The organism is Sphingopyxis sp. LARHCG72 (assembly GCF_052871675.1).
Genome location: NZ_JBIXJU010000019.1, coordinates 1 through 15,707 on the forward strand (window position 1 = coordinate 1; position 15,707 = coordinate 15,707).

Consider the following 15,707-nt stretch of genomic DNA (forward strand, 5'->3'; position numbering starts at 1 on the left):
TGGCGTTCCGGCGACCACCGCGCTCGGCCGGAACGTCTATGGGCGCTTCGGTTATACCGGACAGGCGTGGATTCCCGAGCTGGGCATGTGGTACTACAAGGCTCGGATCTATTCGCCGACCCTCGATGGATTCCTACAGACCGACCCCATCGGATATGACGATCAGCTCAACCTCTACGCATACGTCGGCAATGATCCGCTCAACGGCAAGGACGCCAGTGGGGAGCAGGCAGAAACTACAGAATCTATTGTCGTAACAGGCTGGCCCAAACCGCTGCCGTTAATTCCCGAGTGGATTATCCCCGGCACCCCTGACAATGAACTCTGGGCCAAGCCGGCCACGCTGCGAGTCGAGCGAGGCTTCAAGAGGATCGGAAAATTCATATGTTCTTTTCTGTGCAGCACAAAAGATGAAGATGATGCTGGCGATGAGGGTGATACTGCCTTAGAGGATACGCCCGATAACGCCAAAGAAAAGTTCAGGCCTGTTCGGGGAACGAAAGGAAAAGAAAACATCGAAACTGGCGAGGTGTATGAGAAAGATCTACTTCACAAGGATCACTATTCTGTATATAAAAATCGTCGTGCTTATGAGAGGGGAGTTAGAAGCCGTGACGTTTGGTCTGATGGGCGCCCAAAAAAACTTTGAGGTAGAAAAATGAAACTCAGAGAATTTTTACAGAATCATGGCTATGATCCTAAAATACGAATAGACACTATCGAGGACGAAACCGGAAATTTGGATTGCTTTCTAATTGAGGGTGACCGAAATACGATGAAGTTTTTGTCAAATCTTTTTGAAAAACTATCGGAAGATGAATCCGAGCAGAGTATATATCTTTCTCCAACTGGAGCTGGCAGCGCATATTTTTCAAATAAATCCAAGCTCGGAATATATCTTTCATTGACAAAGTAAGTAAAGGGTTGCTCGACGGGATTGGCGGAGATTAAGTTGGACTACTAGCACTACTTTGGCAGAAGTTTGATTTTTGGGATTCCCTTTCCGGTTGATGGGTGATTCATAGGGAGCCGACGTTGGGAGGATGTCGGCGATGGACGGTGATTGGCGGGATGAACTGGAGCGTTGGCTGGAGCCGTCTCTGAAGGGACTTGGTCGCAAGGCGCGGCAGCGGATGTGTCCGGCCTATGTCGCGGGATTGATCGGGCCGGGAGATCGCAAGAGCATCCAGCCGATGACCGCGCGGACGAGCGAAGTGGGCTACGACCGATTGCATCACTTCATCGGTACGGGCCTTTGGGACAGCGCAGCGCTGGAGGCGACATTGTGGAGCCAAGCCGATGCGCTGGTCGGCGGCGGCAGGGCATGGCTGATCATCGACGACACCGCGCCGCCGAAGAAGGGAACGGCATCGGTTGGGGTAGCGCCGCAATATGCGTCGGCGCTGGGCAAGAATGCCAGCTGCCAGACGCTTGTATCGGTGACGCTGGCGTCGCCGCCTCGCTCAAGCGGGACGGGAAAAAAGAATCGCAGGCCCGCCGCCACAGCCGAGCTTGCCGGCAGTCCGGCAAGCCATCCTCTCTCACGCCCGCCACCGACCGATTGCTTCATCGCAGAGAGCTGTTAGAAAATATACCAATCACTCTTCTGCCAAAGTAGTGCTAGCAGGTGGCGCCATTGGGATCCCGTCCGGGCGATTGACATCCATGTCTCCAAAATAAGGGCGATATCGCCCGCAGGACGGTCCGATCAGCGCCCATTCCTTATCCGGCCCGCCGATCCGTTTCAAATAGGATGCGCTCCCATGTTCCATCCTATTTGCGGCGCTTCCGCTTCACCTTGCCCGCTCCGATATCCCCGACACACTCCGCCCGGTTGCGTCGCGGCTGAGTTGCAGGACCAGATCGACGGTAGTCCGCACATAGGCAAGGATATCCTCGCGCCGAAGCGTGGAGCCGCCTTCCAAGACCAGCAGCGCAAGCTGCTCGAATGCCCGCTCGACATTGTCCGCATGGATCGTGGTCATAGACCCCGGATGGCCGGTGTTGATCGCGCGCAGGAAGGCAAATGCTTCGGGTCCGCGCAGTTCGCCCAGGATGATGCGGTCGGGGCGCATGCGGAGTGAGGCGGATACCAGATCGTTCGCCGTGACGGCCGCCTCGCCCAAGGCGCTGCGAGCCGCAACCAAACCGACGGCATTTTCATGTGCCAGCCTGATCTCGGGCGTGTCCTCAATCAGAATCAGCCGCTCTTGAACCGGAATTTCCCGGATCAGCGCATTGAGGAAGGTCGTCTTGCCCGACGAGGTGCCGCCGGAGATCAATATGTTGAGGCGGCCGCGTACCGCCTCGCGCAGTGCGGTGGCGATATCGCCGGCATCGACGAGCCCCCTCACCCGATCGACAACAGCCGATTGCCCATGCCCCGGCTTCGGAATGTTGCGAAAGGCGTCCGCGGACACATAATCATCGAGCGTGAGATCGGCCGACACATGCTTGCGGATCGCAATCGCGAGATCGCCGCGTGTCGCGGGCGGCGCGACGATCTGGATGCGCGAGCCGTCAGGCAGGCTCGCCGAGAGCAAGGGATGCTCGCGGCTGATACCTTGATGGCTGAGTGAGGCGACCTGTCGTGCCAGCCGGGCCAGCAGCGGTCCGTCCAGTGCCGGAACCTCGTGGCGTTCGATCGCACCACCAAGTGTCTCCAGCCACAGCTCGCCGGGCCGATTGATATAGATGTCGGTGACATCGGCGCGCTCAAGCGCGAAGGACAGCGGCACGAGATAGCTGCCGAGATAGACCCGATCAGCGACGTCCGCCGTCATCATCGCGGCGCCTCGACCCCGGTGAAGTCGAGGTCGCGCGCGACGAATACGCTGACGCTCGTTCCCTGCCGGACGCTGAGCGTCGGCGGAATCTGCGTGGCGGGCGTTATAGTCGCAGCGCCGGGAAAGGATCCAGGGAGTGCGACAACAACCGAATCGCCGACCGATCGCATGGCGAGATTGCCGCCGATCAGCATCGCCGTCTGCAGGATCGAACCCGCGAAGCGCTCGAAGAAGTGGCTGTTGACCTTGGCACGCACACCGCCAACGCCCACCGGGTCAGTGGCGGGCGATCCGATCGCGATCGTCACACCGTCGGGACGGATCAGCCGGGCCCATGTTACGAAAGCGCGCTTCTGGCCGGGGCTGGTATCGGAAGCATATTCGCCGATAAGGCGGCTGCCGCGCGGGATCAGCACGCGGGTGCCGTCGAACCCATATACATCGCGCTGCACGAGCGCGCGCGCGAACCCCGCACCGGTTGAATCAAGCGCAGTTTCGAGGACCGCGGGGATCAGCGTGCCTTGCGGCACGGTGGTCGCGCGGTTCGCGATTGATCCCGCCCGGCTGCGCGCCGCGGCGCCGCCCTGCCCCGGAGATTGTCTGCTTTCCGCCGCTGGCGGGGCCGCGCCATCAGCGGGCGCACGCGCTTGCGAGTCGACGACCAGGATCGCGCCGCCGCTCGTGCGCGGCGCGGGTGCCGGGGCGGACGGAGGCGCATAGGGCGGAGGTGTGGATTGGGGAAACGGCGCCGGGGACGGCGCGGGGACGAACTGCGGTTGCGGAGCACGAATTGCCGGTGCTGCGTCCGCCTGAGGGCCGAGTGGCGGTGCGATGGCGACAAGCGGCACCGGCGGAATATAGAGTGGCGGCAGTGCCTGCGACGCACCGACGAGATCGGCGCGCGCTGGACGCACCGCGGGCGCTGACAGTGCACGGCGGCGCGCATCGAGGACCGAGAAGAGCAGCACGCCAGCCAGGATCGCACCGATCAATATGGCTGCGCCCGGAAGCCCGGCGCGCGGGCGGGCGACGCTGGGCACCGCACCACGTTCGGTTGCCTCGACCGGAGAGGCGGCGGGGTCCGTGTCGGGAACGCTCATGATGCGCCATCCTTCGCCAGGTAACGTTTCGCACGCGCGGTCTTCCGGTCGATCCGGAACAAGAGCTGCTCATGAACGCTGTCGATGACATAGAGGCCGCCGCGCATATTCCCGTTGGCCAGCCGCTCGCGCCCATGATCGTCGATGATGAATACCGCGGGAAGCGCGACATCATGAGGCCAATCGATATAGGTTTTGACGCCATCATCGTTGATCCGCGCGGGCCATAGGGACTGGGTACCGCTGAGGCGATAGAGGCCGACCGGCTCTGTGACTTCGCTCGAAACGCCAGATGGGTCGCCCATTTGTTCGGCAGGATAGCGAAACCGCACCTCATAAGGCGGGGTTCCGTTTGCAGGCGCCAAATCGAACGCATAAAAGCGCGCGTTCGTAATCACCGTCATATTGGTGCTGACACCGCCCTGCATCGGGCGCACGAACAGCATATTTCCGCTCTGGCTCGCGACCACCTGCCAGGCACTGCTGTCACCGACCGCGACATTCTGGACTTGCTCATCGGGCGCGAGCGCGATCAGAACCTGATAGCCGGGTGACCCCTCGATCTGGACCACCTGGTCGCGTCGATAGTCGATCGTCTGCATGCGCGCATCGCCATATCCGGGCTGCGGGCGCACCTGCGCTTCGGCGCCGGTTCCCAGCAGCGCCAACAGAATGCCAAGCGCGCGGCCGCCGGTCATGGGTGCCCCTGGATGGGTTGCCCGGCGCCTTGTGCGGGCAACGGATTGGAAGCAACCGCGGGCGGTGTCGATGCCACGGGCGCTGCAGCTTCGGGGACGGTCAGCGCTTCGGCGCTCTTGCGATAAGCGGTTACCTTGAAGCCCAGCGGATTGATCATCCGGTCCGCAGCGCTCATCGGTTCGCCGCTATAGCCGTAGCGAACGACCGTGACCCAAGGCTGCGCAGGATGCGCCTGACCGCCCGCGTCGCGTCGCTGCGTGTCGAAACGGACCATCGCCGTGTCGTCGCCCATCGGGGTGACGCTTTTGACCTGCACGTCGATCAGCGACGAGCGCGGCAGCCGCACCAGCGGGCTTTCCGGATTGGAGACCTGAACTTCGGACAGATAGCTATTGCGTGCCGTTCCGGCGGACCAGAGCCCGACCTTTTGATAGTCGCTCTGCAGCGAATTCACATCGAAGCCTTCGCGCGCAATGACATATTGGACGAGGAAGGACTGGGTCAGCGCGCGGTCGCGCGATATCGCCTGCGGCTCGAGCGGCTTCAACGGCTGCACGAAACCGGTCTGGCGGTCGACGAGCAAGGTATAAGGCTCGACAGTCTTGAGCGGGGTCAGGAACAGCAGCGCCAGCGCTTCACACACTGCTATGACGGACGCTGCGCCCGCGACCCACCAGGCCGTGCGCCGCGACGTAAGCAATGCGTCTTCGCGATCCTTCGCCCAGCTGTCAGCGCCGGCAAAATAGGCATCAAGGGCTTCGCGGCTGGATTTCTTCATGGTCGCCGATCCCTGGCAAGTGCACGTGTCGATATTCGCTGCCGGGTCCGGCGGCCCGGCGAGGCGGCGGCAGATACCGCGCCATAGCGCTCACCCATATCCTGCCGGGCAGCGCTTCGGGCGATGTGTACCGCACGCGATCCGCCGGTCGCGCCGCTGGCGCCAGCAAGGTCAGCTGCGACAGCCTCGCGGCGCTGGTTGATCGCGACCGCGTCGGCAATCGCCGCTGCGCGCGAGCGGCTCTCGATCGGCGCGTGGGAAGCCGCGGGCTGCCGTGCCGTCTCGGCACTCAGCATGCGATGGCCCGATCCACCGGCAGGCCATGCCTGCATCCATGCGGGAATATGAAGACTCATCGCCACCCGCCCGACAAGGGTCAGCACAGCGACCAATGTGATCGCGAAGATCGTCGTCACGGCGAACAATTGCGCAGGCACACCAATGATGTCGAGGCCGCTGGCGCGCCGGGCGAGGAGACCGGCAAGCCAGGGCTCGAGATAGGCCAGCGCGACGCCGAGGGTGATCGCGATGGCGAGGCTCGCGAGCGCGGTGCCGATCAGCGCCTTGATCCAGCCTGCAAACAGACCGCGCGTCCCGTCGAATAAGAGAAAGGTGGCGAACAGCGGCGCCAGCGCGAGCAACAGGCCCGCCGCGATCCGCACAACCGCAAAAGAGGCGATGGTCGAGACAAGAAAGATCACCCGGGCAAAGCCCAGTGCAAAATTGTCGAACCCCATGAAGGGCGGCGGGGGAACGGAGAGTATGCGGGGAAGCCCATCTGCGCCGAGCGGGAGCGGACCGACCCCTTCGATCGCGAGGATTTTCAGCGCCTGATCGACGCCGTCGATCCGCGCCACGAGCCCGCCGCCGCTTCCCGGCAGGTTGGCAGCGCCGCCGATCGTGGAGGCGAATTCGGCGGGCGAATGGAGAATGACATTATAGACCAGCGCCTGATAGGCGGGCCAGCTGGTGGCGAGCACGAGAACCAGCCCGATCTTGACGAAGGTCAGCACGCCCTCGCGGATCGTCGGCGTCTGCCCGAGGAGCATCCGGTAGCCGATGAGCGCGATCAGCAAGGTCGTCATGCCGGTCAGCAGGATCGACGCGGACGATCCCGGCGAAGCGAGCGCACCATAGCCTTCGGCGCCAATGATCTGCGCCTGACAGTCGAGGAAGCGGAGCATGCTCGGCGCGAAGCTCTCGGGGGCGGGAATGGTATCGCAGACCGCCATGTTCACGCGCGCTCCATCAGCGCGTCGTACCAGGCTTCAGGTGTGTCGCCATGTTCGGCGCGGAGCTCGTCGAGCAGGCGCACGGTCCGCTCGCGCCCCGACAAGATCGTCAGCAGTTCGCGCTCGCCCGACAGGTTGAGGCGCGCGACAACACTTTCATTGCCATGTTTGACGAGGAAGCAATGCGCGCTGTCGGGCAAGGAGCGCACCAGTTCATATTCGTGCGGCGTCAGCCCGAACCCGTCAACATAGTCGGCGGCGCGCGCCTTCGGGTTTGCCATGAAGATCTGGGTCGCCGCCTGCTCGATAATCGCGCTGGCGATCCGGCTTTCGAGGGCATCCTGCGCGCTTTGCGTTGCGAAGCCAACGATGCCGTTGCGCTTACGGATCGTCTTTTCCCAATCCTTGATCCGGCGGACGAAGACATCGTCGTCAAGCGCCTTCCAGCCCTCATCGACGACGATGATCGCCGGGCTGCCGTCGAGCCGCTCTTCGACGCGGTGGAACAGATACATCATCGCCGGGGTGCGCACCGCCGGATCGTCCAGTATCTGCGTCATGTCGAAGCCGACAGATCGGGCCGACAGATCGGTTGCGTCCTCGGCATTGTCGAACAGCCAGGCTCGCTCGCCATCGCCCCACCAAGGCCTGAGGCGCGACCACATATCGTCGGCGTGCGGCCGGTGCCCGCCGCGGAACAGTTCAACGATATGGCGCAGCCGGCGATGATGCGGCGGCTGCGCATAGTTGGCGTCAACCGCGTCCTTGATCTGAGCCTGCTCGTCGACTCCAGCACCGCCGGCGAGGAGCGCGAGCCAGTCGATCAGGAACTGACGGTTGGCCGGACTGTCCTCAAGCTGGAGCGGATTGAGGCCCGACGGTGCGCCGGGACGCAGGACATCGTAGCGCCCGCCGATCGCGCGAATAAACAGCTCGCCGCCGCGGTCCTTGTCGAAGAAGACGATCCGCGGATCGAACTTGCGCGCCTGCGCCAGCAGGAAGTTGAGCGCCACCGTCTTGCCCGATCCCGACGGTCCGATGATGGTGAAATTGCCGAGATCGCCCTGGTGGAAGTTGAAGAAATAGGGGCCCGCGGCGGTGGTCTCGAAGAGGGTGACGGCATCGCCCCAATGATTGCCGTGCGGCTGGCCCAGCGCGAAATTATGTCCGCTGGCGAGCCCCGCAAAATTGCCCGTCGAGACGAGGCCGCGCCGCGCTATATATTTGAAGTTGCAGGGAAACTGGGCCCAGAAGGCAGGCTCGAGCGCGATTTCCTCACGCACCGCGATGATGCCAAGATCGGCAAGCGCCGCCTGGACTTCGGCAACCCCGGCATCGACTTCGTCGGGCGACGCCCCGCGAATGCCGATCGTCATATGATGCTCGCCGAACCCCGATCGTCCGGCGGCTACCTCGTCCTTGGCGTTCGAGAGTTCGGCGCGCAGGCTGAGCGCCTCGTCCTCCGCGGAACGCATCCGCCGCAACGTCAGGTTCATTCGCTCGAGCGCCGACTGACGCTCGACGAACCCGAAGGATTGCGAAACGGTGAGTTCGAAAGGCAAGCGCAGCAGTTCGTCGAACATGCCGGGGCTCGTCTGCCCAGGATAATCCTTGATCGACACAAGTCCCAGAAAGCTTCGATCGGTATGACCCGACGGACCGAGCTCGATCGCCTCCTGCCCGAAACTGATCCGGCGGTCGGGCAGATAGGCACCGATATCCTGTGTCGGGAGCAGGACCGGGCGGTTTTCGCCATTGTAGAGGGTTGAAAGAAATTCGAGCGGCTCGGAGCAGAGCCCGGCCTTTCCTTCGTAGACCGTGAGCAGCGACGGCTCATAGCTGCCGAGCGCGGCCATCAACGCCTCGCGCGCCGTATCGAGCTGGCGTAGATCATGCGCGGCTGTTTCCGCTACCGAACTGGTGCGGCCGAGCTTCTCGCGCAGCCCATCCAGCAGGCCGACCCGCCCTTGCAGCGGGCGGCGGATCAAGGTCAGATACAGATCATTGACGAACAGCTGGCGCCGGTCGAGCCGCTGTTGCCAAGCCGCATCGAGTTTCGCCGAGAAGGGGTCATCGAACTGCCCACCCAGCCCGGTTTCGATGCGGCGACGGATGATATGGTGATAAATGGCGAAGCGCGACGATCCGATCGCCTGCAGCATCGCGTCGCGCAGCCGCTTGCGATAGTTGATCTCGTCGGTATCGGCGGTTTCGAACAACATGCCGCGCAGGCCGATGACCTGCATGAGCAGCCCGTCGCGCGTCGCGATCGTGTGATCGTCGACATGATGACCATAGGGCAGGTGGCGCCCCGCTGGCGCCTCCTTGGCGACGGTCTTGGAGGAAGGGGCTAGGGCCGGTAGGAGTTGCATCGCCAGATCGCATGGTTGCGCACGCGCGGGCAGCGCCCGACCTTGGCAAGCCAGAGGTCGAAGAAACGCGGTTCGCGCAGGCACAAAAGCACGCCCGCCAGATGGACGGCCAGCGCGATGATCAGCGCCCAGACGGTGCGGAAGATCAGGAATAATTCGGTCGCGAGGACCGCATTGGCGACAAAATAGCTATAGGTGACGCCGGCAAACATCTGCGGACGCGTCAGCGCGACGAACAGCGAGTCGCGCTCGACCCCGTTCATCGATCAGCGGCCCAAATTGGCGGTGGACTGGATGCCCGCGACGATGCTCGCGGCGCCGAACAGGATGAAGCATCCGACGATCACCGTTGCGCCGTAGCGCCAGTTGATCCGTCCGGTGAGCATCATGAAACCAACCGTGGCGACGGCGATCACCGCGACCACCGTTGCGATCGTGCCGAGCAGCGTACCCTCGAGCCAGCGCACCGCCGACACCAGCACACCCGACCCCGCCGGATCGGCGATTTCCTGTGCCTGCGCAGTTGCGGCATACAAAAGCCCAACTATCCCGCCTGCCCATCCGGAGATTCTGCTTTTCATTCTCGCCCCGTTCATTCTGCACTCCGGCTATAAAATTCATTCATCGCGTCATTGCTCCCCCCGCGGCGCTGCCAAGACGGAATCGACCCCTTGTAAGATCGTAAGAATATCGATGAAACTTGTTCGCCGCGCGGCAACATGATTAGATGTCTTTCTGCAAAGACCGATGAGGAAATCCGATGTACTCACCCGATTTGTCGCTCACCGATCCGCCGGCACGCAGCGCCCTCGTCGATGGTATCATCTGGGTCCAGGGCGCCGCATTGGGCAGTGTGGCGACTGCCCTCGCGGTGATTGCGGTGGCAGCCATCGGGCTCCTCATGCTCTCGGGCAGGCTCGAAGTGCGGCGCGGCATCACGGTCGTCCTTGGCTGCTTCATCCTGTTCGGCTCCGCCGGCATTGCCGCTGCACTCACCGGCCTTGCGGGTGCGGATACGCGGCCAAGCCTGGTCGCGACTCAGGATCCCGGCCCCTTGTCGAGCACCGTGCGACCGGCAACGCCGCCGTCCCGTGTTTACGACCCCTATGCTGGCGCGTCGGTGCCATCGGCGCGCTAGCCATATTGTCTTGGGACGAGCCATGGGCATCTCGAAGATCTTCATATATTCGATTGACAGGTCCTCCCGCGAACTGATCCGCTAGCGTCAGGAAACGCCTCTCTCGCGAAGAAGGGGCGTAATCCATGCTTGCGGGTCAAGAGGAAGACGCATCGAACGAGATGTCGTTCACCTGCGCAGACATCGCCCCCCGTAAGCAGACCGTGCTTTCTTTCTGCTCCAGAGCTAACGGGCCGATCGTTGACGGGGGAAGTTTGCGCCCATAGCCCGATCCCTTCGGTAAGCCGACGCGCGCAAAGTCGTGAGCTCATGGCCGGCCATGATCCAGCGGTGGTCGTGCTGAAAGCCCGCGGCATCGCCTATTATCGGCGTCGCGAACCGGCAGATCAGGTCTCAAAACTCCGGCATGGCCGATAAGGCGGGATTGATCTTCGTCCAATGCTCCGGAACGTTGAGTGAATAGGTCGGAATGGCGATGGCGTCCTTCGTCGGCTGATACATCAAGGCTTCCTCGTAGGCGAACACTTCGGCGTCCGGCTTTTCATCAACGACCCCGGCGTACCAGCCGAAGATGATCCGATGCGCTGTGTCCCTGACCTGGCCTTCGGGTAGTGCATCGAAGAAATCCTCGACGGTCTGCGCGTTCTTTTCGTGCGCCGTGCGCAAGATCACATCCAGGTCGGCATCCAGCGAAGGGAGTATCGGTCGCAGCAACGCCGCCATGCGCGCGCCGGTTTCGGGCGAGAGCCGGTGCTGAATGAGCAGCCTGGAGGCGCTCATGAACTTGTCGGCATTTGCAGCGACGGCGGCTTCTCCGGTACTGGCACCCGGGCCCGTCGCCGCGGCGACAGCGTGCCCCAGGGCGGTGCCCAATGCCGCTAGCCCGAGCGTTCCGCCACCGACTTTGAGCAACGTTCTGCGCGAGATCGCGTCCCGGCTCGCCTCTTCCGGCATGGCGCCATCCGAGGCCGGGGTCTCACTCGCGGAGGAAGCCATCATGCTCATGTCTTTTCCTTTCCATACAGCCCGCTCAAGCGGCAACGGAAGCGATGCGTGCCTTGGCGCGCGACCGGCGTGCCCTACGCCAGAGCACAAACAGAATGAGAAACACCGGGAAGGCCCATTTGCCGATATCGACGAGCGTCGCCAGCGCCGGCTTGGGGGCTCTGCCGGCGCGAACCTCTGCCACCAACTGTGGCGTCACCGCGATGGAGGCATCGCCATAATGGCGCAGCAGATAGTTGGCCAGCTCGGCCACCTCGTCGTCGCTGAAGGCGGCGATATCGGTCGCCTTACCCCCGAAACCAGGCATGAAAGCCAAGCCGTCCGCCCCCTTGCGGCTGAGGCCGAACAATATCGTCGCCACCAGGTTGCGGCCGCCGCCCGTCGTGAGCGCGGAGTTGTGGAACAGGCTGGGGAAATATCCGTCGAGCGAGCCTTCGGCACGGACGCCGTGGCAACTCGCGCAATTGGCCGCGAACAATTGCGCCGGGCCGCCCGCCAGCGCGTTGTCGGAACTGACGTCGCCGACGCCGCGGAACTTCGACACTTCGGTATAGGGTTGGCCTTGGGCGAATTTCGGCTTTGTTAGCGAGGCGTCAGCGATAGGCGGGAGGTCACGGATGTAGCTGACGATGGCCCGCAGATCGCGATCGGTGAGCTTGCTGAAGCTCATTTCCACGGCCAGGCCCATTTCGCCGCCGGCCTGTGCCTTGCCTTTCACTTTGCCGGCCTTCAGATATTGAAACAGCTCATCGGCGCTCATGGCGCCGATCCCCGCCACGGGGTCGGAGCTGATGTTAGGCGCGTACCAGGAGCCCAGCACGGCGCCGCCAAAGGCTTTGGAGCGATCCTGCTGCATGAAGAAGCCGCGCGGCGTGTGGCATTCGGCGCAATGCGCCGCGCCTTCCACAAGATATTTGCCGCGGTTCCATTCGGCCGATTTGGCGGGATCGGGCGTGTACGGCTTGCCGCCCGCGAACAGCGCGTTCCATGCCATCATCGAGAAGCGCATGTTGTACGGGAAGGGCAGGTCGGTCTTCGTCGTCGATGGCCGATCCACCGGCGCGACGGCCTGCGTGAAATAGGTGTGCAGCGCCTTGACGTCATCGTCCACCAGGAGGCTGTACGATGCATAGGGCATGGCCGGATATAAGTGCGCGCCATCGGCACGCACGCCCTGGCGCAGCGCTTGTGCAAACTGCTTGAGCGTGTAGTTGCCGATGCCATATCGCTTCGACGAGGTGATATTGGTCGAATAGATCGTGCCCAGAGGCGAGGAGATGGGCAGGCCGCCCGCCATCGGCTGACCGCCCGGCGCCGAGTGGCAAGCGGCACAGTCCGCGGCAACCGCCAGATAGCGACCGCGCTCGATTTCCGCGTTGCCGGGCGATGCCGCTTGGACTCGAGCTGGGCCAGCGGCGCCCAAGGTTGCACATGCAAGAGCGAGTGCGGAGGTGAATGGGCGCATCGTCCTCATCCTCGCTTCGCTTGCGCCTGGATGGCGTCGGCCGCCTTCATCGCCAGCGCAGCCATCGTCAAGGTGCTGTTGCCCGCCCCGCCTGTGGGCATGGCGGCTCCACCCGGAATGAACAGGTTGGAATGATCGTGGGCGCGGCAGTCGGCGTCGACGACCGAGGTCATCGGATCGTTGCCCATGATCGTACCACCCATGATGTGCTGACTGGATCTGAAGCCCGGCAAGCGGGTGACTTTCTCGGCACCCATTGCTTCGGCGAAACGCTGTGCGATGGGAAGGGTGTGCAGGTCGGCTCCCTTGCGCACATAATCGCCGACGTCATAGTATACGCTGGGCTTGTTGAGGCCGAGCACATCCTTCTTGTCGGACAGCGTGAGGCGGTTGTTCGGATCGGGCAAAACCTCATGCTCGATATTGATCAGGCCCGTACAGGCGGTTTCGCGGCGGATATCTTCGTCCAGCGCCTTACCCACGAGCTTTTTCTTGAGCGCATTCAGTCCGGCGGCGCCGGCCATCGAAAAACTAACCAGGTTGATCTGGCCGCCCGCATGCCGGCTGCGGAATTCGCCCTGCGAGGTGGACATGATAGCCCCTGTCAGTACCGGCCCCTGGCCCGACCAGACCGGCTCCTTGAACGCGACGATCGCCACCATCTTGGGCGTGTCCATCATGTTGCGGCCGACCTGATCGGAGCTGTTGGCGATGCCGTTCGGATTCCTGTCGTTCTTCGACATCAAGAGCAGCTTCGGGCTCTCGATGCCGTTGCAGGCGATCACGAAGGTCTTGCCGGTCACACGGGTCGATTGCTTGTCGGGGCTGTAGTAGTGCAGCGCTTGAACACTGTTCCTGTCGTCGGTTTCGATGCGGTAGACCACCGCATTGGCCAGCACCTCGCCTCCTTTGGCCTCAATACGCAGCAGGGCGCTATAGGCGTCATATTTGGCCCCGATCGGGCAGGCCGGCATGCAGTTGTTGTTGCCCGAGCAGGGGGGACGACCCTGGTAGGCGAGATTGTTGTTGCGCGCCTGGGCGACAGGGATGTACCGCAAGCCGATCGCTTCGGCCGCAGTGACGCAGCGCTGCTGTCCCACGGTAAACGGAAACGCTTCCATCATATAGGGCTTCGAACGGATCGGCGGCCATTGCAAAGCGGGGTCGGACGGGCCGGCGGCGCCGATCGCATATTCAGCGCGCGTGTAATAGGGCTCGAGCGTGGCATAGTCGAAGGGCCAGTCGCGCCCCACGCCGAACTTCGAGCCCAGCATCATGTCTTCGGGTGTCAGCCGCCACAGCGTGCCGGCCCAGTGCCAGGTCGCGCCGCCGACATAGCGCACGTAACTTTGCTGATAGGCCACGGCGTCGGGGCCGGTAGTCAGCAGATAGTCCTTGTCGGGGTCGCCCGTGAAATCCATCGGGTGCATCGCCCAGGGCTTGGGCGGGAAGGGCCCATCCGGCGCAACGAACTTCGAGACCGGCGGCATGTTCCGGTAGTTCTCGATGATGCGCCCGCGATCGATGCGTGGCCCGGCTTCCAGCATCAGCACCGATAGTCCCGCATCGAGCATTTGCTCGGCTATCAGGCAGGCGACGATGCCCGTTCCGGCGATCACGACGTCCGCGCTGGTCTTGTTCGCCATGGCGATCCCCTTGCCTATATGCCCCGCCCGAGGGACCTGTTCTTCGAGCCCGTCCCGGTCATCTCACATGAGGCGCCCCGCGTCGTTCAATCAGAAGACGCAGCGCACACGCGATCGTGCACCGCCAAGAAGCACAGCAATGGATTTTTCGAGAAAAAGGTGGCGCTGCCCATTCGTACCGGGCCTGCCGCGAAGGGCGCCACGGCCGCGCGAGGAGAATCCGGTCGCATGACAAAAGCCCGAAAATAGATACTCCAAGGCTCATGTCGCCACTTCCGGCGGATGGCAACATCGGTGTGCTCAGGACTCGAGACCGGCTTTGTTATAACTCGGTCGGGCTCGGTTTTCGGCACCTCATTGACGAAGTCGAGGATACTCATGAGTGAGCCGTGAAGCTACCAACTAGCCACCCTATTTCGGCCATTGGGGTATCACTCGACCTTGGATTACCCCAGTCCTATCGACGTCGAACGTGAAGCTGGGGTGGCCTGAATGAATTTATCTTGGTGTCCATCAAACCGGCAGCAGGCCACTAGCCTCTTTCCGTCAGGCGCTGAGCGCAAGAGGCTTGCACTGGGCTGTCGGTATCCCACGGGACCATCCGACCGATGTGCAACTCTTCTTCCTGTGGCGGGACGCTGACGCCCCCGGCAGCACCATGTTCCGGACACCGCATCGCGTGCCGCCCACACCATGCTCGACGAGGCAAAATGGCGACAGGTCAGTTGGCGCCGGGGGGATGAAGGGACGTCTGAGCGCGCGCTTTGCCGCCATGCGCGTCCGCATCGCCGATGGCTCATCGCAACGCATCGGCGCTTCGGGCGCGCTGCATATGCCCGGGGGAAGGAGCCTGGCTGGCGAGCATCGCTCCAGCGGCGCGCGAAAATATTATCTCTCGAACCTGCCAGCAGAGACGCCGATCCGGGATATCGCCGGCGCCATCAAGGCAAGGTGAATCCGCGAACAAGCTCATCAACAGCTCAAGGAAGAGCGGGCCTCGACCATTTTGAAGGTCGATCATGATCGCATATGCCTTCCTGCAATCCCGCCGCCTCGTTCAGGCGGGACGGAAAAAAAGAATCGCAGGTCCGCGCCGCCACAGCCGAGCTCGCTAGCAATCTGGCAAGCCATTCTTGATCACCTGTCCAAGCCGCCGCCAGCTTGTTATCCGCAATGCGGACATCGCATCGCCGCCTCGACAATCAAACTTCTGCCAAAGTAGTGCTAGCGTTCCCGGCCGGATGAACACGGCCACTAACGAGTTGGTCACTTTCACTAACGTGTCGGCGCTTGCGTCTCGGAGGAATTGGGGGCCATCGTCCAGCGTCAACGGCATGATGGTGGCCTACGAGAAGCTTCTTAGGGTCAGGACCCATTGATTTGCGGTGACGGCTGTGATTCAGGCTCGCTGTGAGGAGCCTGAAGGATGAGTGATTTGTATTGGCTGACGGACGAGCAGATGGCTCGGCTTCAGCCCTATTTTCCG

At 62.7% G+C, this 15,707-nt stretch carries 14 protein-coding genes and 2 pseudogenes; 4 read left to right on the plus strand and 12 right to left on the minus strand.

Annotated elements, in window-relative coordinates; translation table 11 throughout:
* A partial coding sequence (locus ACIPPQ_RS21600) for an RHS repeat-associated core domain-containing protein (RefSeq protein WP_446546101.1) occupies window positions 1-649 on the plus strand: 649 nt, incomplete at its 5' end.
* A 394-nt stretch (window positions 650-1,043) separates the two neighbouring features.
* A pseudogene (locus tag ACIPPQ_RS21605) lies at window positions 1,044-1,451 on the plus strand (transposase); the annotation flags it as partial.
* A 342-nt stretch (window positions 1,452-1,793) separates the two neighbouring features.
* Here the strand turns inward: ACIPPQ_RS21605 and virB11 are convergent.
* The 8 genes from virB11 to ACIPPQ_RS21645 are packed head-to-tail and all read right to left on the minus strand — an operon-like array spanning window position 1,794 to window position 9,548.
* Window positions 1,794-2,786 carry a P-type DNA transfer ATPase VirB11 gene (gene virB11 / locus ACIPPQ_RS21610; protein WP_446546102.1) on the minus strand — a complete coding sequence of 331 codons (993 nt, stop codon included), beginning with the start codon at window positions 2,784-2,786 and terminating at the stop codon, window positions 1,794-1,796.
* Window positions 2,783-3,886, minus strand: coding sequence for a TrbI/VirB10 family protein (locus tag ACIPPQ_RS21615; protein WP_446546103.1), 1,104 nt, complete (start codon window positions 3,884-3,886; stop codon window positions 2,783-2,785). Before ACIPPQ_RS21615 ends, virB11 begins: the two co-directional genes overlap by 4 nt.
* A complete protein-coding gene (locus tag ACIPPQ_RS21620) occupies window positions 3,883-4,584 on the minus strand; it encodes a TrbG/VirB9 family P-type conjugative transfer protein (protein ID WP_446546104.1) in 702 nt (233 codons plus the stop codon). The genes ACIPPQ_RS21615 and ACIPPQ_RS21620 overlap by 4 nt, the downstream gene beginning before the upstream one ends.
* Window positions 4,581-5,363 (minus strand): virB8 family protein, encoded by a 783-nt coding sequence (locus ACIPPQ_RS21625; RefSeq protein ID WP_446546105.1) that lies wholly within the window; start codon window positions 5,361-5,363, stop codon window positions 4,581-4,583. Before ACIPPQ_RS21625 ends, ACIPPQ_RS21620 begins: the two co-directional genes overlap by 4 nt.
* Window positions 5,360-6,595 carry a type IV secretion system protein gene (locus tag ACIPPQ_RS21630; protein ID WP_446546114.1) on the minus strand — a complete coding sequence of 412 codons (1,236 nt, stop codon included), beginning with the start codon at window positions 6,593-6,595 and terminating at the stop codon, window positions 5,360-5,362. Before ACIPPQ_RS21630 ends, ACIPPQ_RS21625 begins: the two co-directional genes overlap by 4 nt.
* Before the next feature lie 2 nt (window positions 6,596-6,597).
* Window positions 6,598-8,967: a VirB4 family type IV secretion/conjugal transfer ATPase gene (locus ACIPPQ_RS21635; RefSeq protein WP_446546106.1), complete on the minus strand. Its 2,370-nt coding sequence runs from the start codon at window positions 8,965-8,967 to the stop codon at window positions 6,598-6,600.
* Complete coding sequence (locus tag ACIPPQ_RS21640; RefSeq protein ID WP_446546107.1) at window positions 8,946-9,230, minus strand: type IV secretion system protein VirB3; 285 nt, start codon at window positions 9,228-9,230, stop codon at window positions 8,946-8,948. Before ACIPPQ_RS21640 ends, ACIPPQ_RS21635 begins: the two co-directional genes overlap by 22 nt.
* Before the next feature lie 3 nt (window positions 9,231-9,233).
* Window positions 9,234-9,548, minus strand: a complete 315-nt coding sequence (locus ACIPPQ_RS21645; RefSeq protein ID WP_446546108.1) for a TrbC/VirB2 family protein — start codon at window positions 9,546-9,548, stop codon at window positions 9,234-9,236.
* Between the two features lie 179 nt (window positions 9,549-9,727).
* On the opposite strand from ACIPPQ_RS21645, the gene ACIPPQ_RS21650 reads away from it, so the two are divergent.
* Complete coding sequence (locus tag ACIPPQ_RS21650) at window positions 9,728-10,105, plus strand: TrbC/VirB2 family protein (RefSeq protein ID WP_446546109.1); 378 nt, start codon at window positions 9,728-9,730, stop codon at window positions 10,103-10,105.
* 393 nt (window positions 10,106-10,498) lie between these two features.
* Here the strand turns inward: ACIPPQ_RS21650 and ACIPPQ_RS21655 are convergent, their stop codons facing one another.
* The 4 genes from ACIPPQ_RS21655 to ACIPPQ_RS21670 all read right to left on the minus strand — a co-directional run bounded on the left by ACIPPQ_RS21655 (window position 10,499) and on the right by ACIPPQ_RS21670 (window position 14,601).
* Window positions 10,499-11,110, minus strand: coding sequence for a sugar dehydrogenase complex small subunit (locus tag ACIPPQ_RS21655; RefSeq protein WP_446546110.1), 612 nt, complete (start codon window positions 11,108-11,110; stop codon window positions 10,499-10,501).
* A gap of 25 nt (window positions 11,111-11,135) precedes the next feature.
* A complete protein-coding gene (locus ACIPPQ_RS21660; protein WP_446546111.1) occupies window positions 11,136-12,407 on the minus strand; it encodes a c-type cytochrome in 1,272 nt (423 codons plus the stop codon).
* Between the two features lie 173 nt (window positions 12,408-12,580).
* Window positions 12,581-14,221, minus strand: coding sequence for a GMC family oxidoreductase (locus tag ACIPPQ_RS21665; protein ID WP_446546112.1), 1,641 nt, complete (start codon window positions 14,219-14,221; stop codon window positions 12,581-12,583).
* An 86-nt stretch (window positions 14,222-14,307) separates the two neighbouring features.
* Entirely contained in the window at window positions 14,308-14,601 is a 294-nt protein-coding gene (locus ACIPPQ_RS21670) for a hypothetical protein (protein WP_446546113.1), read from the minus strand.
* A gap of 155 nt (window positions 14,602-14,756) precedes the next feature.
* Here ACIPPQ_RS21670 and ACIPPQ_RS21675 point away from each other — a divergent pair.
* Window positions 14,757-15,358, plus strand: a pseudogene (locus tag ACIPPQ_RS21675) (transposase); the annotation flags it as partial.
* Between the last annotated feature and the right edge of the window lie 349 nt (window positions 15,359-15,707).